This is a genomic window from Paenibacillus sp. NPDC057934 (genome assembly GCF_042887565.1).
In the GTDB taxonomy this organism is placed as follows: Bacteria; Bacillota; Bacilli; order Paenibacillales; family Paenibacillaceae; genus Paenibacillus_AQ.
Map to the genome: position 1 here is coordinate 335,155 of NZ_JBHVPB010000006.1, position 21,144 is coordinate 356,298.

The following is a 21,144-nucleotide window of genomic DNA, read 5'->3' on the forward strand; positions in this document are numbered from 1 at the left end:
TGACAATTTTATTCATATGAGCGGTTTAGCACAGTTATCAGTTCTGGCATCCATGTAGCCAGGTCGAGGAAGGAATATCCTGCCGACCTGGCTTTTGTTGTGTCCATAAACCACGGCTGATGGATATAGAATGGTGAGCTATGTTCTATCGGAGCATCTGCCACAATCACAGCCTTTTTCCCGACGACCGTTTCAATCATACCGAGCAGTTCGCCCATCTGTAGGGCGCCATTCGAGCAGGCGTTGACCGGTCCGGTGATATCGGAACCTCCAAGCCAATACAGAAAATCTGCGGCTTCATCGGAACGGATGAAGGACATTTGCGGCTTGGGATCAATTGCAATGGGCTCACCGTTGCGAATGTGTTCAATATGAAAATGCAGCCGGCGTGTATAGTCGTCCGTGCCAAGCACGATCGGAATCCGGACAGTTACTACAGGAAATGAGGCTCGTTGGATCAGAACGGCCTCAGCCAGTCTTTTGCCTTCTTTATAGCTGAAATCCTCTGCTTCGCCATATTGCAGCGGGTACGCCGCCGCATCAAAATCTCCTTCAGTGATCACTTTATCGCTGAAATCATAGACCGACAGACTTGAGGTCAGGATGTAACGCTTGGCTTTGCCATCAAAAATGGCACAGGCCGCTGCGGCATCGTTCGGTGAAAAGCAGATGTTGTCATAAACGACATCCCATTCCCGGTCTCCTACCGCTTCAGCCAGAGCAGCTTGATCCCTGCGGTTGACATGAACTCTGCGAACACGGTTTCCGAAGGCATCCGGGGTTTCCCCACGTGTCACGATTGTCACTTCGCAATCTTTATCCTCCACAAGGCGATCCACTAGGCGTTTGCCAAAAAAACGCGTTCCTCCAAGTACCAATATATTTCTCATTATCGCTCTCCTTGCAGTCCTGGTATTTGAATTAGATTAAGCGATCATTCTCATCTCAGGCTGTCCTGTCCAGCCAGCCGCTCCATAACCTCCAGCAATGATCGTTTGGACAGATGATACAGCTACAGCAGCGACGTTATCCCCCACCGTATCGAGCATCGCAAGTCGGATCAGCTCTGCAACCTGTCCTTTCTCGTAGGCGGCGGCAAGTCGCTGAAGGTGAAGCAGGTAGTCTGAATCTTCTCGGAAGCGCGGCCCTTCATCTGCTAGCTCTTGCTGCACGTTCGGTAGGGCCTGGCGCGCCCGGTGCAGAGCAGCTTTGACCGCGCCCTCCGTAGTGTTCAGCAGCTCCGCCGATTCCAGGGCGGAATGCCCAAGCACATCACGGAGCAGGAAGACCGTCCGCTGTAGCGGCGACAAATGCTCCAGCAGAGCCTGAAAAGCAGCCTCAATTCCAGCGGTGCCACTGTCTTCCATACCTTCTGCTGCCGGGGGGTGAAGCCCCAGAATTCGGGCGAAGGTCATTTTGCGTCGTACCGTATCTATCCATGTATTTCTGGCAGTTCGCAGGAGCAACGCCTCGATATTTCTGTGCCCTGCATTTTGCAGATAGCTCAGCACTTTGATCCAGGTCTCCTGAGCGAGATCTTCCGCATCCCAAGAGGATTGGGTCAATGTGAGACAGTAACGCTTCAGGGCAGCTTGCAGCAATGTGGTCGTATGGGTATCCGGCAGCATTCCGGCAGGCTGATCATTAAAGGTCATTAGGTGGGCCATCTCCTTTTTACAGCAAGGTGGAATTCTGTTCCTTCTTAATAATAAACGAATAAAGTATAGACGAAGATACGCAGTCGGCAAAAAAATAATTGGTGCGGGCGGCGTATCTTTTCAGTTCCCTGGGACGTTTACGGGTCAGAACACAAAACAAAATTGAGAGATGGAGGCAATATACAATGAGTTATGTTCCCTATGTTATCGAACAGACCGGCCAGGGAGAACGATCATATGATATTTATTCCCGGCTGCTGAAGGATCGGATTGTATTCGTAGGGTCGCAGATTGAAGATGGAATGGCTAATAGTATTGTAGCCCAGCTGCTCTATCTCGCGGCAGAAGACCCGGACAAAGACATCCATATGTACATTAATAGTCCCGGTGGTGTCACTACCGCTGGCTTCAGTATTTACGATACGATGCAGTTAATCAAGCCGCAGGTGAACACGATTTGCACAGGGATGGCCATGTCCTTTGGTTCCTTACTGTTGCTATCCGGGGCGAAGGGTAAGCGGTGTGCGCTTCCCAACAGCGAGATTATGATTCACCAGCCGAGTGGGGGCGCGCAGGGGCAAGCCAGTGATATCGCCATCAGCGCGAAGCGTATCCTGCAATTGCGGTCCAAAGTGGTTCAGATTACCGCTGAGAGAACAGGGCAGTCTGTGGAGAAGGTCGAGAAGGATATGGATCGTGATTTCTTCATGACCGCCGAGGAAGCGTTGGACTATGGAATTATCGACAAAATTATTACCCATCTGTAAAAAACTTATGTAAGAGAAGGAGGAAGAATCATGGTGGAAGCCTTACTGGGAAAAGAAGTCGCAATACATTTTCTTGACGGCACCAGTGTCAGAGGGGGAGTACTGAAGGGAGTTGGTGGTCAGTATCTCAAATACCTCACAGAATATCAGGAGATGTACATTCCTATCACATCTATTCAGGCCGTCACACTCGATATTAAGGAACATGTGCATCCACGGATAGGTTTTGCCCAATAATCTTCATCGGATCTAAAAAAAACGGGCCGGGGAAGATGCCTCCCCTAACCCGTACTTTCCCGAATCTTCAAATGATGTGCCACATTGGCATGGCTAGGGGAAACCGCCTCGCCCTTGATCAGCTTGATCAGGGTCCGCGTCGCGGTTCTCCCTATTTCTGTACCCGAATATTCCACGGAGGACAGCTTCGGACGGACAAGGGAAGCCACATAGCTATTGTCAAAACCAAAGACGGCCACATCCTCCGGGATGCGCAGGCCGCTGTCGATGAGATAATTCATCGCCCCCACCGCCATCCAGTCTGTCGAGCAGAATACGGCTGTCGGTTGCTCCCCGCTGTTCAGGATATTTTCCATAGCCAGCCGCCCGTCTTCCACAGAGAACCCGCTCTCTACAACCAAGCTCTCATGGATATGTATCCCCGCATCTTCAAGCGCTTGCTGGTAACCCCGGTAGCGATCGCCCCCAACTGAAGTTTCGCCAGCCGCACGAATCATGGCGATGCTGCGGTGTCCTTTTTGGATCAGATAGGTCACCGCTTCATAGGAAGCAGTGATGTTGTCCAGATGTACTGAAGGTAAGGAGGGGATTTGTGAAGCTTGCCCAGCCAGAACACAAGGCACGGCTGAAGCGGTGATAAGCTCCAGATGCTCTTGCTGCGGCACTGACCCGACAAGAATATTTCCCCGGGTGCCGAGACGTCTGAACAAATCCAGATAGTGCAGCTCACTTTCCATACTGCTGTCCGTCAAGCCCACGATTACTTCATAGCCATATAACTCCGCGAGATTGCGAATGCCGAGATTGAAATCATCCAGCACTGTATTGTTGCTCTGCGGAATAATGACACCGATCAGATTGTCATTGCTGCCTCCAGCACTACCTCCAGTAAGATCAGGCCGGTAATTAGTTTGCTTAATGGCTTCGAGCACGCGCTTGCGTACCTCATCGTTGACGGGCTTGCTGTTATTGACCACCCTCGAAACGGTGGAGATAGAGACATCGGCCATTTTGGCGATATCTTTAATAGTTACTTTCACTTCAAATCACCATAACTTTCCAAGCTTGTTATCCAGCTTTCATGCGACATCAGCATATCATGGAATCCCGTTAGAATCCAAAGATATGTGTTGACCGGGAAAATAAAAAATCCTATAATGATCGCTATGGGAAAATAATTTCCCTATAGTTTTATGTTTTTGGTCGATAATAATGAATTTCTGATCTGATTTATAAGTTTATAGGATGATTTGAATGTTATTTAGGAAAATAATTTCCTGATTAAACGTAAACCGCGGTTATATAAAGGAGCGTACACATGAATAGAACATGGTGGAAAGAGGCTGCAGCCTACCAGATCTACCCGAGAAGCTTTATGGACAGCAACGGAGATGGTATCGGCGATTTGCAGGGGGTCATTTCCAGACTGGATTATTTGCAGGACCTTGGGATTAATGTCATCTGGATTTGCCCGATCTATAAATCCCCTAATGACGATAACGGATATGACATCTCTGACTATCAGGACATTATGGCAGAGTTCGGCAGCATGGAGGACTTTGATCAACTGCTGCGTGAGGTGCATGCCCGGGGCATGAAGCTCATTCTGGATCTGGTCATTAACCATACCTCGGACGAGCATCCGTGGTTTGTTGAGGCGCGTTCAGGTAAGGATAATCCGAAACGGGATTATTATATCTGGAGCGATCCGGTGGATGGCCGTGAGCCAAACAACTGGGAGAGTATTTTCAGCGGTTCTGCGTGGGAGCTGGACGAGAGAACTGGACAATATTTCATGCATGTGTTCTCCAAGAGACAGCCTGACCTTAACTGGGAGAATCCGGAGGTACGCCAGGAATTGTATGGTATGGTCAACTGGTGGCTGGACAAGGGAATCGACGGTTTCCGGGTGGACGCCATTTCACATATCAAGAAGGTAGCAGGCTTCCCTGACCTTCCGAACCCGCATAATCTTCGCTATGTTCCGTCGACAGACGGTCATATGAACCGCGAAGGCATTCACGAGTTTCTGCAGGAATTGAAAGAGGAGACCTTTGACCGCTATGATATTATGACGGTTGGTGAAGCAAGTGGAGTAGGCGTCGACCAGGCGGAGCAGTGGGTCGGTGAGAAGCAGGGCAAATTCAATATGATTTTTCAATTTGAGCATTTGGCCTTGTGGAATAAGAGTGTTACCGGTGGTCTTGATATCATTGCGCTGAAATCCGCGTTGTCCCGCTGGCAAAAAGGGTTGGAGGGCGGGGGCTGGAATGCGCTATTTATAGAAAATCATGATCAGCCACGCTCTGTCTCTACTTGGGGAAATGACGGCGAATACTGGCTGGAATCGGCCAAATCGCTGGCAACGATGTATTTTCTCATGCAGGGAACACCATTTATTTATCAGGGTCAGGAAATCGGCATGACGAATGTGAGATTCGACTCCATGGATGATTACGACGATGTGGCGATGAAGAACATGTACCGCATTGAGACCGCAGCCGGTCGCAGCCATGCGGAGATCATGGAGGTAATTTGGAAGAACGGACGCGACAACTCCAGAACACCAATGCAATGGGACGGCAGCGAGAATGGCGGTTTTACCAGCGGCAAGCCATGGATGAAGGTCAATCCGAACTATGTGGAGATCAACGTCGAACGTGCACAACAGGACCCGGACTCCATCTATCATCATTATAAAAAGCTTATTGCGCTACGGGCGCAGCATTTAGTCGCGATCTATGGGACCTATGATCTGCTGCTGGCTGAGAATGAAAGTATCTACGCGTATACTCGTACGCTTGGCGCGGAGAAGCTGCTTGTGATGTCGAATCTAACCGCCCAGGAAGCGCTGTTCGATTTGCCGGCAGGTCTACACTTCGAATCTCATCAACTGATGCTGCATAATTATGCTGTAGATCTTGGCGAATCTATCGAAACGGTGGCTTTGCGGCCTTACGAATCGCGTGTCTATTTGTTGGCGGGTGTCCCTGCTGATCAGGAGAGCACGGATGATGCCATCGCTCCATTACAACAAAGTGATTCACCTGTCTTAACTGAACCTGTGTGATAGGGAATTCAAAAACCTTCGACCATGCTCTAACTTGGGTCGAAGGTTTTTTTTCTGTTAAAAAGGGTACGCTGTTCCATTTATTAGTGTGCTTGTTCAAGTGGTGTGTAAAATAAGCCTTGTTACGCGGGTTTTTTTTACGTTCTCATGAGTTCCTGCTCACATATTGAACACATTGGGTTGTTAACATGAGTCGGTACATAGATAAAACACCACGAATACGGGAGGCACAAATGAGTAGGTTGTTTAAAAAAGCAGTATCGATGACACTGGCCCTGATCATGGTATTGGGGGTTGCAGCGAACGGATTTACCGTTTATGCAGCAAATAATGACGAAGGTGCAGACCTGCGGACGTTAGCACTTCAACCTCTGACACTACTGGAAGGTAATGCTTCCTGGAAGTATGTCGATGACGGTAGCGATCAAGGTACGGTATGGCAGGCTGTCTATGATGATTCCACTTGGAAATCGGGACAGGCTCCACTAGGTTACAAAGATAATGGCACCGGAGTCAGCAGCCCTAATTTTGGTCCATTGAATACGGAAATTAGCTACGGCGGAGATAAAGCCAATAAATACATGACTTCCTATTTTCGCACGAATCTGAATGTAAATACAGCTCAACTTAGTGCGTATAACCGGATTTCGGCAACATTCGGATTCGACGATGGCATCATTGTGTACTTAAATGGCACAGAAATTTACCGGGAAGGTATGCCGGAGGGTCCGGTCAACTACTTGACGAAAAGCACTTATAATAAGGCTGATCCCAATGTTACGAATGTAGATCTTACAAATATTATTAAAGCGAATCTAAAGAACGGAAACAATGAGCTTTCGGCTGAAGTGCATCAGAGCACTAAATCCAGCTCCGATCTTTATTGGGCAATGAATTTGATTGCGTATCCTCCAGTAGACCCTGTGGTTCCGGGTGCAGGGAAGCCGGAGTCGATTGCCCTGACATTCAATGGAAATCCGCAGACTGGCATGGGATTTGCCTGGTATGCATCGGAGACGATAACAGGCAGCAAGCTGGAGGTAGTGGAAGCCTCTAAATTAGTTGACGGTAAGCTACCGGCAGCCGGTGTCCTGAGCTTCGAGGGGACAACCACAGCTGCTAGCGTGTACCAGTCCAAGGCAGATAAAACTGCTAACAAAACCAAAGTAATCACCAGCCATAAAGCGGTTGCTGAAGGCTTGCAGCCAGGAACAACATATGCTTACCGTGTAGGTGATGGACAAGCGGGTAACTGGAGTGATATCGGAACTTTCACAACGGAAAAAGCTGACAACAAAGCATTCCAGTTCCTCTATACTACGGACTCTCAAGGTACCACTGAGGCGGATTTTGATATCTGGAATCATACGCTGCAAGAGGGTCTTGGTAAGTTTCCGGGTGTGGAATTCATTCTGAACTCCGGTGATTTGGTAGATAATGGTGATCTGGAAGAGCAGTGGGGATGGTTCTTTGATAAGCCAAAGGACATTTTGACACAAACACCGATGGTTCCACTGGTCGGTAATCACGAGAGCAAGAACTACAGCAACTATGCAGGACACTTTAATCTACCGAACGTGTCGAACACAGGCGCTAAGCCGGACGGCTCAGTGTATGCGCTGGATTACGGCCCTGCACACTTTATGATCATTAACACCGAATATTACGGCACAAGCACTAACGCTGCCAACAATGAAATCTATTACAAGCAAGTAGACTGGCTGCGCAATGAAGTAGCCAAGACAGATAAGAAATGGAAAATCGTGCTTCTGCACAAATCACCATACTCTGTAGCCAGCCACACGAATGACGCTGACGTTCTGTTCTACCGGACTCAATTAACTAAGGTGTTCGACGAACTGGGCATTGATATGGTTATTGGCGGGCATGATCACACGTATACACGCAGTTATCAAATGCTGAACAATGAACCGCTGACGGATATCGTACCGGATGAGAATGGTCTCGTTAAAGATCCAGGCGGTACGCTTTATCTGATTACGAATGCTGCTGGTAACAAGAAATATAGCGTGAAGGCAGGTCCATTCCCCTTTGCAGCTAAATACGAACAGCCTGGCAAGGAAATGTTCACAGGTGTAACGATTACCGAAGACAAATTGAATTTCCAAGCTTATACGACTACTACCGGAGGAACAACGGATCTGTATGATCAATACAGCATTCAGAAGTCGGATGTAACGGTTGCTCCTGTACAGCAGGCCCAAGTGCTTACTGATGCAGACGGTAAGACGACATTGACATGGAATGCACCGTCTTCCGGTTCAGCGGTATCCGGCTACCGCATCTATGAGAAAAATGATCTGGTATCCCCTAACTGGAGTAAACTGGTTTCGGCTCAAGATGGAGTAACCTCTTACAGCTATACAGTGGATAACCTGGATGCAACAAAGAACTATCAGTTTGTAATTAAAGCGGTAAGCGGCAGAACCAATTCAGCGGGCGTGATCGCGGTTCAACCTTCCGTGAGTAAAGTAACGGTAACCTTTAACGGTGACCCTACCAGTGCTAAAGGTTTCACTTGGTATACACCGCTGGTTTCCAAGGGAAGTGATTTGCAAGTAGTAGAGAACACTGGAACTACCCCGGACTTTACACAAGCAACTAAGTTTGCAGGCCGCTCGTCTGTCTCCACGAATGCTAAGGGAGAACTGGTGCATAAAGTGGAAGCGACTGGACTTAAAGAAAATACTTCTTACTACTTCCGTGTTGGCGATGAGGCATTGGGTATCTGGAGTACGACGGGAACTTTCCGTACGGCATCTAAATCGGGAGCATTTACTTTTGTGGACCTGGCGGATACTCAAGCAAAATCAGAAGATGAAGCGATTCTCTCTGCCGAGACGTTGGCTAAAGCACTGAAGACAGTGCCGAATGCCGAATTTGTTCTTCACAACGGAGATATTGTGGACACAGGAACTAATGAGACACAATGGGATTGGCTGCTTGGTCATTCGCAGGATAGTCTGCTTAACACAACCATTGCACCGTCGGCAGGTAATCATGAAGATAAAGCAAATGCCTTCTATGAGCATTTCAATATTCAGGAAGCAGCTGGTTCAGCGACTGTGACAGGCGCTTACTATTCCTATGATTACAGCAACGCTCATTTCGTGGTCCTGAACAGCAACGAGAATTCTGATCAATATGCTAACTTCAGCAACGAGCAAGTAGAGTGGTTGAAGAAAGATGTTCAAGAGGCTCATAAAGCCGGTGCACGCTGGATTATTGTGAACATTCATAAAGGTCCATACACAACCTCCAATCACGCAACGGACAAAGATATTATGGGTTCGAATGGCGTAAGAACTAAAATTGCTCCGATTATGGCAGAGCTGGGTATTGATTTTGTCCTGCAAGGACATGACCATATCTATGCCCGTACCAAGCCGATCAAGGCTGACGGAACTGCTGCAGCTACCGAGAAGATTACAGAATCACTCAACGGAACAACTGTAGAATACACGGTTAACCCTGATGGTTCAATCTACCTCATTCCGGCAACAGCGGGAGCAAAGGTTTATTACAAGAACCAAAAGCCTGCACTGGGAGAAGCTTATTACAACCTCTTTGAAGTGGCTGATGAGAACCATGCCGCTCCATACGGTCCGGACCCAAGCGACAACACTCGCCCTAAGCGTGGACAGGTTCAGAACTTTGTTGGTATCACTGTAGATGGTGACAAACTGACTGCCGTGACGTATGAGATCGACCAGAACAAGAATAATGCAGAACCATTTATCGTCGACCAGTTTGGTATCATCAAGAAAGAGAATGACGGCGAAGTACCAACTACACCAACACCGGAAGTACCAACACCGGAAGTACCAACACCGGAAGCGCCAACGCCGACTCCAGTGGTACCAATGCCGACGCCAGGAGGTTCAGCACCGTCTGTACCAACGCCTTCACCTTCGGCTACTCCGCCGGTAGCTCCAACACAGACGCCTGCACCGACAGCTCCACCAGCAACCAATGGTGGAAGCACGGATGTGCCTGCGAAGCCTGTGTTAACGGATACTGGCAGTCACTGGGCAGCGGCAGCTATTCAAAAGGCTGTTGCAGCTGGATTCGTCAATGGTTATAACGACAACACATTCCGTCCGAACAAGGACGTAAACCGTGCCGAGTTCATCACGATGCTGGCCCGCGCATTGCAACTGCCAGAGAACAGCGATAGTGCAACCTTCAAGGACATGGATAAAATTCCAGCATGGGCGAAGTCCTATGTAGCACAAGCTGTAACTAAAGGCATCATCAGCGGGTACAATGACGGATCTTTCCGTCCAGAACAGAATCTGACCCGTGCGGAATTGACAGTCATGATCGTACGTTCATTGGGAATTACTGTTGATCCTAAAGCTAAATTAACCTTTGCAGATGCCAAAGATGTACCGGCATGGGCTGCTCCTTACATTGCAGCTGCTGCGAGCGAAGGTCTGGTAGGCGGAGTTGGCCAGAACCAGTTCGCTCCTAACCGGACAGCTACACGAGCAGAGGCAGTTACGATCATCCTGAATTTGCTTGATAAAAAAGCGGAGTAATCGCGCTGAGAGAGTATGATATTAACAAGCTGTTCCTGACACTCAGGGACAGCTTTTTTTTTTATATGCGTAGGTATGGTTTTAACGGGGCTATTCTTGAGTATGACGTTATGAATTATTATTAGAATTCCCGAAGTGGAATTAACGGCATTTTTGTACCTTAAATCCTCTGCCGCTGAGGGTTAGTGGTGATTAACGGCATTTTTGTATCTTAAATCTTCCGGATTATCCCTTGAAGCGTACTTTTTCGGAAAATAAGATACAATAATGCCCTTATTTCCCTCATTAACCTATTTTCGATGAATATAAGGTACAAAAATGCCGTTAGTTAGGGAGAAGAAGGGTTTTAATTTCACTACATAATTAGCGGTTGAAATCTGGCAACAGCTTAGGCTTACGGGTGCGAGCTTACCAGCGGAAAGCTTTCAGGCGAACGCTTTCGCTCGTACAGCTCCCACTCCCCTTCATTTTTTCTCGTTTCTTGCGACTTGTAATGTCGAATATAGTCGAAAATTTAGAATTAATGACTCATACAGATTTTGGATATAACATGTTAGGCTGATATGAGAGGGGGATTCAAATGAATGTTTATCTATTTGCTATTCTGATCTTTATTATTGTGTGCAGCTTATTTTTTAACATTTATAAGAAAAAACAAAGAGAAGGAAGCAAAGCACCGGATGTGGTAATACTCATAGGGTTTACCGTAGCTATCGCGTTGGGGGTGACCCCGGCATTACGGTATGGTACCGAAGCATGGACTTGGAATACAACGGTACTTGTAATTGCGTCAATTATCGGTATTGGGCGTATCCTTTTTAGTTGGAGCAAAGCCAAGAGAAATAGCGTGTAAAATATTACGAAAATGTAATTATTTAAATCTAGAAAATAGTCTTCCATACAATGGAGGGCTATTTTCTGAGGGTAGGCCCCCATGGATTTTATATTAATATCAGCTCATGCGAAGAGAAAATATTAAATTTTTTTAATATATTTTAATAAAAGTGCTTCCGAAATTGAAACAAATGCTATATTATAGTATCTCATATGAATAATAATAGTTTATTCTGCATATTAATCCGGTTCTTACATGGGAGTGTCAGTTTTCCGGATGGTTTAGAAGATATGCCGGAATGGAGGAATGCAAGGAATATAGCTTCATAGAGCCGAGAGGATGCTTCGGCCAGAAATCTATCAACACGAACATACAGGGGGTTTATCATGTCTAAAAGATTATTATCCTTATTAATTGCGTTTACCCTGATGATGTCAGGACTGCTTCCAGCAGCCTATGCCGCACCAGTAGTAAGCGAGATTGCACCTCAAGCTGTTACAGCACCTGCAGCTGATGCAGCAGGATCTTCCGAAGGGGTATCTCAGACATCGGTAACATCGGAAGTCTATGCGCCACCTACAGTATCTACAGAGGTATACCAAGCTTCCATGACGGAAGCCAGAACACTGGAAATCACGTTCGATCTTCCGCAAGGCACAACCACTGACCAAATCATCTGGAACTTCGGCAGAAATGCAGAAGAGATGAAGCCGCTGGCTGCTTGGAAGAAATGGAATAATGACTCTAAAGTTAGAGATTATACGGGAGACCCATTCATTAAGGTGACTTATGAGCCTGTCTCTGGTTCTACTGTCAAAGCACTGGTTCATTTTGACCTTTTGTATGGCGTCAATTTGTCGCTCTCCGGGATCCGTGCAGAGTATGTGAAGCGTGCAGGTATATACAACCTGGTAGCCTCCATCCCGTCCGGACATGTTGTAGCAGAGCAGCAAGTGAAGCTGAACCCGTATGATACTTATCATACATACGATGAGATCAAGCCGGCGATTGACCGTATCACTGCGCCGGGCAACAATAAGTACAACCGCTACGTAGAATATCAACAAATTGGTACTTCTACTCAGGGCCGTGCGATCCACTTCTCCATCGTGGGTAAAGACAAAGCTTCGGTTGACCAATATTTGAATGAAACCTTGCCACTAATGATGAATGATCCTGCTGCACTGCAGGAGAAGATCAGAAGCGGTGAACTGAAAGACTATAAAGTGCCTATCTGGCTCAACAACATTCATGCTGATGAAGCTAACGGGGTAGACGTGATCATCAAGTTCCTCGACACCCTGATGACACAAAAAGTAGTAACTTATGACACGATTGATAAGGATAAAAATCCTAAAAAAGTATCTCTTGATATTGATTCGGCATTGGATAACGTAATCTTCCTTCTGGATTATGTAGAAAATCCGGATGGCCGTGCGTTGAACACACGCGCTACTGCTACATTGCTGGATCCTAACCGGGACAACTCTTACCAGACTCAACCCGAGACTAAAGCAGTAACGGCACAAATTGCCAAATGGACGCCGCTTAGCTTCCTGGATATGCACGGATTTGTCAGTGGTTTCTTGATCGAGCCTTGCACTCCGCCACATGATCCTAACATCGAGTATGACCTTGTTCTGGACAATATGGTTAAACAAGCCAAAGCGATGGGTAACGCAGCGATTTCGAATACTAAATATGATTCTTATCATATTCCGTATGAAGAAAGTAAAAAGTTAAAAGCAAATCCGAACTATAAAGGTGATGCCGGTACTTATGTTACTGGATGGGATGATGCTTCCCCGGCTTATACGGCTGTATACGCCATGCACCAAGGTGCAATGGGACATACGATCGAGGTTCCTGAGCTGAACGAAGACTCTTTAGATGCTTTCTATTATGCAGCCCTTGGAGCTACCAGCTTTGTAGTGGATAACAAGGAAGAGTTGTTCCTGAATCAGTTGGAAATTTTCAAACGTGGAATTAACAATGAAGACAACAAAGCTGTTGATGAAAACTTGATTAATGCGAAATACGAGCCGATTGGCCGTCCGCGGGGCGAGAATGCAAACTTCTTCCCTGAGTATTACGTGCTGCCAGTTGACAAAAGCCTGCAGAAAAATGAGCTGGAAACGTACAAAATGGTACAGTACCTGCTCCGTAACAATATTAAGGTAGAGCAGACCACCACTAGTGTTACTGTGGGTTCTGTTACTTACCCAGCAGGAACCTATGTCGTGAACATGCATCAGGCCAAACGCGGATTTGCGAACCTGGTTCTGTATGATGGACTCAACGTATCCGACTTCAATGAAATGTATTCCGATACAGTACAAAATTTCGCAGATATGCGCGGTTTCGACCGTCACATTATCCGCACTGCTGGTGCTTTTAAGGGAACAACAAAGCAAGTTACGAGTATTGCAATTCCTAGCACCAACCTGGATAGCTATCCATTCGAGCAAAATTACGTAATCCGTAACAGCAACAATGATGCGATCAAAGCAGTAAATGAGCTGCTGGCGAACAAAAAAGCTGTAACTCTGCTCGAAAAAGACGGATATGGATATGAAAAAGGAAGCTTCCTCGTCTCCAGATCGAACTTAAGAACCGTTGCTTCCAAATATCTGCTGGATCTTGTACCATTTAGTCCATCCGCAGATAAGACTGGTAAGCTCTTGAAGGCTCCGAGTGTCGCTATTGGCGGTGCACCTGGCTTCATTGTGGCTGATCTTGGATTTAAAGTAACAACAGATACCGCAGCAGCCGACGTTCTTGTGAACTCGGGAACCAATTTGATTACAACCGGTAAACCGTTTATCGGATATGGAAGAAGTATGCTGGACACAGTCAAAAAACTGAAGGTCCTGCCGGGTCTGGATTATTCGAACCCAGTCAACGCAGCTGGCAAAGCTGATGCTCATGAAGGATTGTTCAAGGCGGTTATCTCCCAAGATAACGTAATTACAGCGCCTTACGCAGCTTCTGAATACCTGTACACTGTGTCGGCGGCTTACATCACTAGCGTTCCAGAGGGTGCAGAGGTGCTGGCTAAATACGGCAACGGCGATGACTTCTTCAAAGCCGGATGGTGGCCGAACAGCAGTGCTGCTAAGGACCAAGTATTGGCTCTGAGCTTCAAGCAGAACAACCTGAATGTAACGTTGTTTGCCAATGACCTACTGAACAAATATCATCCGCAGAACCAGTTCCGTTTGCTGGCTAATGCGATCTATGCCTCTTCCCCGGCTGCGACCGAAGCAGATGGTATGGACAATGGTGGCTTGGAGACTCCGCCGCCTGTGTCATCGGGTGGCAGCGGACCTGTTGCAACACCTGCACCTAGTGCGACGCCGGCTCCAACAGTGCAACCCTCTGCGCCTGCAGCAACACCTGCGCCAGCCTTCACTGATCTTGGTAAAGTGGCTTGGGCAACGGATGCCATTAAGGAACTGACGGAAAAAGGTATTATTAAAGGTATAAACGATAATTCATTCTTACCACTGAAAGAAGTTACACGTGCCGAATTCATCACTATGATTGTGCGTGCTTTCGATCTGCTTGATGAGAAGGCGGAGTCTTCCTTCATTGATGTGGATGCAGCGGATTGGTCTTATAGCTACATCGCTTCCGGGGTCAAAAACGGCCTGATTAACGGTGTAGGTGGAGGCAAGTTCGATCCGAAGCGTGCGATTACCCGTGAGGAAATGGCGATCATCGCTGCCAATGCCCTGAAGAAATTCAAAGGCAAGACTGTAAGCGACGTTGACGCGACACTTGCGACCTTTAAGGATAAAGGAAGCATTGCTTCCTACGGTAAAGAAGCGGTAGCGCTGCTTGCCCAAGAAGGTATTGTCAAAGGTTTGACAGCCGACACGTTCGGACCGAAAGGCATCGCTAACCGCGCGCAAGCTGCGGTTATCATCAGCAATCTGATTAACTTGAAGTAATAGAATCAGCAGATACGAATGAAGGGATGTCCCGAGGCCGGCTATGGCTGAGGGACATCCTTTTGTTTTATGTAGCCGTCTGGCAAGGAAATCTCTCGCTGTGCTTGTTACTTGTATCCTGAGTCCTTCGGAGAATCGAACCCCCAAAGTGTAATTAACGGCATTTTTGTACCCTAAATACTCTGCAGCTAAGCATTGATGGGAATTAAAGTCAATATTGTACGTTAAATTTTCGGATATAGTCCTTTTAAGGTTTTTTTAGAAAAATAAGATACGATAATGCTCTTATTCTCCTGTTTTCCCGCTTTTCAAGAAATTTAGGGTACAAAAATGCTGTTAGTTGGGGAGAGGGAGCCATTATTCATTCTTAAGGAGACTGGTACAGGGGACACGCGATGACTGTGAACAAGGCCTATGCCATTTTGAAGAATGAAGGATTTATCTTCATTGATCGCAGGCACGGGGCTACGGTCATGCCGCTGGCGGAGGGACAGACGGAATTTAAAGCGAAGCTTGAGAATGAGCTGCGTCTGGTCATCTCGGAAGCAAGTCTGAAGGGCATTCCCCGCGACGAGTTTATGCAGATGTGTGCTGCCATTTTTAATGAGGTGACCTTTCAAACTAATTCTATTTCAGAATAGGGGGACTTCCATGCAGATTCTCTTTTTGCTCATAGGACTGTTAATCTTCACGATTATTCTGGCCACTTATGTAAGTCAACTGAAGCCGAGGGAATACCTGTGGTTTGGTGTGAGCCTGCCACCTGAAGCGATGGAGGATGAAGAGCTGACGCGCCTGCGGGTGACAAGTAAAAAAAGGTTTGTTGCCTACAGTATGTGGGTATTGCTTGCTTTACTGCCGCTCCTGTTCCTGACTAAATACGTCTCGCTGTCCTATATCTACACGATGGTCTGGGTAGCTGTCATGATGTATGTACTTCGGATTGCCTTCCTGAAAGCACATCGTGCCGCCAAGGAGATCAAAGTGAGGAACGGATGGTTTGTCGGAGAGAAAAGGGTTGTCCGGGTGGATACCAAGCTTTCGCTGCTTAAGGAGCGAATGATGATTTCCCCATTTTGGTTTATAGTGCCTGCGCTCATTGGCGCTGTTCCATTTATGATAGGGGGGCAGGGAGACGGCGATAACCGGGTGATCGGAGCGGTTGCATTGGCGACGGTGGCGCTGATGCTTGGCGTATTTCGGGCTTTTGGCAAAATGAAACCGAAGGTGTACAGCGTGGACAGTGAAGTGAATGTAAAACTCAACCGGATCAACCAGAGCTACTGGTCGCTGCTGTGGCTTGTCCTCATCATTCTAAATAGCGTTAGCGCTGTTTTGCTTGCCTATGCTCTGCAGAGAGAGGTCTTCCCGGAGAATGCACTATGGATAGCGGGTGTTCTGATCGTTAGCGTTCTGCCTGTGGTCGGTATTTTGCTGGTACACCACAAAGTGCAGACGTTATCGGCGGACATCGCTGGGCAGGGAGAAGGGAAGGTCTTTGTTACCGATGATGATGAGTATTGGATTAACGGGACTACATATAATAACCCAAGCGACAGCTCACTTATGGTACCAAAGCGGATAGGGATCGGCACAACGATTAATATTGGGACAAAAGCGGGTAAAAGTATATATCGCAGTCTTTTTGTATTTTTGCCAGTTGTCCTCATCGGAGCGGGCTGGATGACTGTACAGGCAGAATTCACAACCCCACACCTTGCGTTAAAAGGTAATGGACAGGTTAGCATTGAGTATCCGCTGTACAACACTAAGGAATCGTCCCAAACGAAGAGGATTTTTGCCGACTTGCAGCAAAGGTGAGTTATATCATTGATTTATGAAAAAATCGTATCCACTGGTGGGTTACTGTGATACAATAATCTAGTTGTCTAATTTTAGTCCTCGCCTTATAGATTTTTTGAAATTAAAAGAATAATTCACAGGAAAACAGAGCATTTCAGTGTATTCCGGTGGATTGCAGAGTATTAACGGCGAAACTCAAAGATTTTACTCAAAAGATATCATTTTTTGTCGGTTTTTATTGATTATTTGGGAACTATTCTGTATAATCAGCCTTGTTGATTTTGCATATGGAATTTAGGAGGTTATTAATTTGGGAAAAGCGTTAATTATTGGCGCTGGCGGTGTTTCCAGTGTTGTTGTTCATAAATGCTGCCAGAATCCGGATGTGTTCGAAGAGATTTGTATTGCAAGCAGAACGGTTGCGAAGTGCGACGCGCTGAAGGATAAATTAGATGGTGGCCGTACGAAGATTCAGACGGCACAAGTTGATGCGGACAATACGGAGGAAGTAATCGCGCTCATCAAGAGCTTCGGTCCGGATGTTGTCATTAATGTGGCTCTCCCTTATCAGGACCTGACCATTATGGATGCCTGCCTGGCAACCGGTGTTCACTATGTGGATACTGCAAACTACGAACCACAGGATACTGCGAAGTTCGAGTACTCCTGGCAATGGGCTTACAAGGAAAGATTCGAAAAAGCCGGCCTTACTGCACTACTGGGCAGCGGGTTTGACCCAGGCGTGACAGGTGTGTTCACAGCCTATGCGCAAAAGCACTATTTTGATGAAATTCATACGATTGATATTGTGGATGCTAATGCAGGTGATCACGGTTACCCGTTCGCAACCAACTTCAATCCTGAAATAAATATTCGTGAAATTACCGCTAACGGACGTTACTTCGAGGATGGCAAATGGATCGAAACACCACCGTTGTCTGAGAAAAAAGTATATGACCTTCCGGAAATCGGTCCGAAGGACATTTACCTGTTGTACCATGAGGAATTGGAATCCCTCGCCGTTAACATCAAGGGCGTGAAGAAGATCCGCTTCTGGATGACCTTCTCGCAGAACTACCTGAACCACCTGAAGGTGCTTGAGAATGTGGGCATGACTTCCATCGAGCCGATTGTATATGAAGGCAAAGAAATCATTCCTTTGCAGTTCCTGAAAGCGATTCTGCCAGACCCGGCTTCCCTGGGACCAAGAACTAAGGGTAAAACTAACATTGGTTGCATCATCCAAGGTACCAAAGACGGCCAACCTAAGACTTACTATGTATACAACGTGTGCGATCACCAAGAGTGCTACGCAGAAGTAGGCTCCCAAGCGATCTCTTACACAACCGGCGTACCGGCGATGATCGGTGCCATGATGATCTTGAAAGGCATCTGGAATAAACCAGGCGTACACAACATCGAAGAGTTCGATCCAGATCCATTCATGGAGCAATTGAATAAGCAAGGATTGCCTTGGCAAGAAGATTTCTCGCCAACGCTGCTTGACTAAGGCCAATGAATAAAGAAATCGACATTGACATCAGCAACCTGCCGTCACCCAGCTATCTTGTGGATGAGAGATTACTGGTTCGTAACCTTGAAGTTTTGAATTCTGTGCAAGAACGCTCTGGCGCCAAGATCCTCTTGGCCCAGAAAGGTTTCTCTATGCACTCTATGTATCCACTCGTGGGCAAGTATTTACATGGCGTGACTTCCAGCTCTTTGTTCGAAGCCAGACTTGGCTATGAGAAAATGGGCAAGGAAGTTCATGTCTACGCTCCGGCTTATATGGACCGTGAGTTCGATGAAATCATGAGCTACAGTGATCATATTGTGTTCAACTCCTTCGATCAATGGAACCGGTTCAAGGACCGGGTACAGAGTGCACCGAAGAAGATCAGCTGCGGTATTCGCGTTAACCCGGAATATTCGGAGCTTGAGATTCCGCTATATGATCCGTGCTACAACTTCTCCAGAATGGGTGTAACGCTACCTAACTTCCGTCCGGAAGAACTGGAAGGTATTGATGGACTGCATTTCCACACGATGTGTGAGCAGAACTCCGATACCTTGGAGCGGACGCTGAAGGTCGTTGAAGAGAAGTTCGGTGAATACCTGCATGGTATGAAGTGGCTGAACTTCGGTGGCGGACATCATATTACCCGTCCGGACTATGATCTGGATACTCTTGTGCGCTGTATTGTGTACATGAAAGAGAAGTACGATCTCGAGATTTATCTGGAGCCGGGTGAAGCAGTAGCGCTGAATACCGGATATCTGGTGGCAACAGTGCTGGATGTTATGCACAACGGCATGGATATTGCCATTCTAGATACCTCTGCGGAGTGTCACATGCCAGACGTTCTGGCTATGCCTTACCGTCCTGGTATTATCGGAGCTGGTGAGCCAGGTGAGCATCCGTATACGTACAGATTGGGTGGCATGACCTGTCTCGCAGGAGACGTCATTGGTGACTACTCCTTCAAGGAGCCTCTGAAGTACGGTGACAAGCTCGTGTTCTTGGACATGGCGCACTACTCCATGGTTAAGAATCACATGTTCAACGGTGTGAATTTGCCAGCCATTGCTTCCTATAACGAAGAAGAGGGCATCAAGGTTATCCGCGAATTCCAATTCGAGGATTTCAGCGGTCGTCTGTCCTAATCCTATACGTAATTAAAGGGAGCTTCCGATAGCCGTTTACGGCGTTGGAAGCTTCTTTGTTGTCTTTTCCTTCTGGACAGCAAGTAAATCATACACATCTCAAACGGCGAAGCAGGGAAGATTACGATTTGTAGTCATCCTTTTAAATTTTTATTATGCGAAAATAGACGCCGCTGTGATACAATAAATCAGTCTGTTTTTAGAGCAGGGGTCCGCATTTGGAGGAGGAATTCAGCATCAATGAGACAAGCACCATTTATTGCCGTGGAAGGGCCAATCGGAGCAGGGAAAACAACGCTGTCTTCGATGCTGGCAGAAACGTTGCACCTTCCGATCATCAAGGAAATTGTTGAAGAGAATCCATTCATAGATAAGTTCTATCAGAACATGGACGATTGGAGTTTTCAACTGGAGATGTTCTTTCTCTGCAATCGCTACAAGCAGCTTGAAGAAACCGTCAGCCAGTACATAGACAAGAACAAGCCGGTGATTTCGGATTACCATATTTATAAGAATCTGATTTTTAGCGAGCGGACGCTGAAGGGGACAAAGCGGGATAAGTACCGCAAAATCTACCATGTGCTTACCGATGATCTACCGAAGCCGGATATCATTCTATATATAAGAGCAGATCTGGATACCCTGCTGGCTAGAATTGCGAAGCGCGGTCGCTCTTTTGAAGAAGGAATGGACAAGGCCTATCTGCAGCAACTGATCGAGGATTACGATGATGCGATGAGTTCTCTGGCTGCCCGTGAGCCGTCCACTATAATTATGACCATAGATGGCAATACGGTCGATTTCGTGGAGAATCGTATGCATTTTGAAGAAATTGCTACAAAAGTAAAGGAGCTTATGGAATGAATCAATATCAAATTCCGGAGAACGCAATCATAACGGTGGCCGGAACCGTGGGTGTAGGCAAATCGACACTGACAGGTGCGCTGGCGAGCCGACTCGGCTTCCAGACTTCACTGGAGCAGGTGGATCATAACCCTTACCTGGAGAAGTTCTATCATGATTTTGAACGGTGGAGCTTCCACCTGCAAATTTATTTCCTGGCTGAACGCTTTAAGGAGCAGAAGAAAATGTTCGAGATGGGCGGAGGGTTCGTGCAGGACCGTTCCATTTATGAGGACACTGGCATTTTTGCCAAAATGCATGCAGATCAAGGGACGATGTCCAAGACGGATTATGAGACTTACACCAGTCTTTATGAAGCTATGGTAATGACTCCGTACTTCCCGCACCCGGATGTGCTAATCTACATTGAGGGTAGTCTGCCATCCATTCTAAGCCGGATTAATGAGCGTGGCCGCGAGATGGAGATTCAGACAGATGTTTCTTACTGGGAGCAGATGCACCGCCGGTATTCGATATGGATCGATGAATTCAAGGCTTGCCCGGTGCTGCGCCTGAACATTGATGACTATGATGTGCATGATCCAGCGTCCCTCTCGGATATCCTGGAGCAGGTGGGTCGGACCATTGCGGGCTCGGGAGAAAAAATATAATTTCTGGAAAAGGCGGCATGCTTAAAATGCCGTCTTTTTGCTGTCTTAAGACATGTGCATGTTTAAATTTCCCGGCCCATG

At 47.0% G+C, this 21,144-nt stretch carries 15 protein-coding genes; 12 read left to right on the plus strand and 3 right to left on the minus strand.

The features are described from left to right. Nucleotides 1-8 precede the first annotated feature (8 nt). The gene (locus ACFVRY_RS16315; protein ID WP_387501276.1) at nt 9-890 is read right to left on the minus strand and encodes an NAD-dependent epimerase/dehydratase family protein; all 882 of its coding nucleotides are present in this window, start codon (nt 888-890) and stop codon (nt 9-11) included. A 36-nt stretch (nt 891-926) separates the two neighbouring features. Beyond that, the gene (locus tag ACFVRY_RS16320) at nt 927-1,655 is read right to left on the minus strand and encodes an RNA polymerase sigma factor (protein ID WP_387501277.1); all 729 of its coding nucleotides are present in this window, start codon (nt 1,653-1,655) and stop codon (nt 927-929) included. Nucleotides 1,656-1,843: 188 nt separating this feature from the next. On the opposite strand from ACFVRY_RS16320, the gene clpP reads away from it, so the two are divergent. Together clpP and ACFVRY_RS16330 are read left to right on the plus strand one after the other, a co-directional pair. Next, nucleotides 1,844-2,425 carry an ATP-dependent Clp endopeptidase proteolytic subunit ClpP gene (gene clpP / locus ACFVRY_RS16325; protein WP_387501278.1) on the plus strand — a complete coding sequence of 194 codons (582 nt, stop codon included), beginning with the start codon at nt 1,844-1,846 and terminating at the stop codon, nt 2,423-2,425. Nucleotides 2,426-2,455: 30 nt separating this feature from the next. Further along, complete coding sequence (locus ACFVRY_RS16330; protein WP_387501279.1) at nt 2,456-2,662, plus strand: hypothetical protein; 207 nt, start codon at nt 2,456-2,458, stop codon at nt 2,660-2,662. A gap of 44 nt (nt 2,663-2,706) precedes the next feature. Here ACFVRY_RS16330 and ACFVRY_RS16335 read toward each other — a convergent pair whose 3' ends face one another. Continuing rightward, nucleotides 2,707-3,702: a LacI family DNA-binding transcriptional regulator gene (locus tag ACFVRY_RS16335; RefSeq protein WP_387501280.1), complete on the minus strand. Its 996-nt coding sequence runs from the start codon at nt 3,700-3,702 to the stop codon at nt 2,707-2,709. 278 nt (nt 3,703-3,980) lie between these two features. Here ACFVRY_RS16335 and ACFVRY_RS16340 point away from each other — a divergent pair, with 278 nt between their 5' ends. The 10 genes from ACFVRY_RS16340 (at nt 3,981) to ACFVRY_RS16385 (ending at nt 21,063) form a co-directional block, all read left to right on the plus strand. Continuing rightward, a complete protein-coding gene (locus ACFVRY_RS16340; protein ID WP_387501281.1) occupies nt 3,981-5,732 on the plus strand; it encodes a glycoside hydrolase family 13 protein in 1,752 nt (583 codons plus the stop codon). A 233-nt stretch (nt 5,733-5,965) separates the two neighbouring features. Then, the gene (locus ACFVRY_RS16345; protein WP_387501283.1) at nt 5,966-10,294 is read left to right on the plus strand and encodes an S-layer homology domain-containing protein; all 4,329 of its coding nucleotides are present in this window, start codon (nt 5,966-5,968) and stop codon (nt 10,292-10,294) included. Nucleotides 10,295-10,874: 580 nt separating this feature from the next. Continuing rightward, nucleotides 10,875-11,147, plus strand: coding sequence for a hypothetical protein (locus ACFVRY_RS16350; protein ID WP_066372116.1), 273 nt, complete (start codon nt 10,875-10,877; stop codon nt 11,145-11,147). Nucleotides 11,148-11,515: 368 nt separating this feature from the next. Then, nucleotides 11,516-15,082: a M14 family metallopeptidase gene (locus tag ACFVRY_RS16355; RefSeq protein WP_387501285.1), complete on the plus strand. Its 3,567-nt coding sequence runs from the start codon at nt 11,516-11,518 to the stop codon at nt 15,080-15,082. A gap of 395 nt (nt 15,083-15,477) precedes the next feature. After that, nucleotides 15,478-15,723, plus strand: coding sequence for a GntR family transcriptional regulator (locus ACFVRY_RS16360; protein ID WP_387501286.1), 246 nt, complete (start codon nt 15,478-15,480; stop codon nt 15,721-15,723). Nucleotides 15,724-15,733: 10 nt separating this feature from the next. Continuing rightward, the gene (locus ACFVRY_RS16365; RefSeq protein WP_387501287.1) at nt 15,734-16,903 is read left to right on the plus strand and encodes a DUF5808 domain-containing protein; all 1,170 of its coding nucleotides are present in this window, start codon (nt 15,734-15,736) and stop codon (nt 16,901-16,903) included. A gap of 292 nt (nt 16,904-17,195) precedes the next feature. After that, nucleotides 17,196-18,395: a saccharopine dehydrogenase family protein gene (locus ACFVRY_RS16370; RefSeq protein ID WP_387501288.1), complete on the plus strand. Its 1,200-nt coding sequence runs from the start codon at nt 17,196-17,198 to the stop codon at nt 18,393-18,395. 17 nt (nt 18,396-18,412) lie between these two features. Beyond that, nucleotides 18,413-19,549 (plus strand): carboxynorspermidine decarboxylase, encoded by a 1,137-nt coding sequence (gene nspC, locus ACFVRY_RS16375; RefSeq protein ID WP_387501410.1) that lies wholly within the window; start codon nt 18,413-18,415, stop codon nt 19,547-19,549. A 240-nt stretch (nt 19,550-19,789) separates the two neighbouring features. Continuing rightward, nucleotides 19,790-20,413 (plus strand): deoxynucleoside kinase, encoded by a 624-nt coding sequence (locus ACFVRY_RS16380; protein WP_387501289.1) that lies wholly within the window; start codon nt 19,790-19,792, stop codon nt 20,411-20,413. Beyond that, nucleotides 20,410-21,063, plus strand: coding sequence for a deoxynucleoside kinase (locus ACFVRY_RS16385; RefSeq protein ID WP_387501291.1), 654 nt, complete (start codon nt 20,410-20,412; stop codon nt 21,061-21,063). The genes ACFVRY_RS16380 and ACFVRY_RS16385 overlap by 4 nt, the downstream gene beginning before the upstream one ends. Nucleotides 21,064-21,144: the final 81 nt, after the last annotated feature.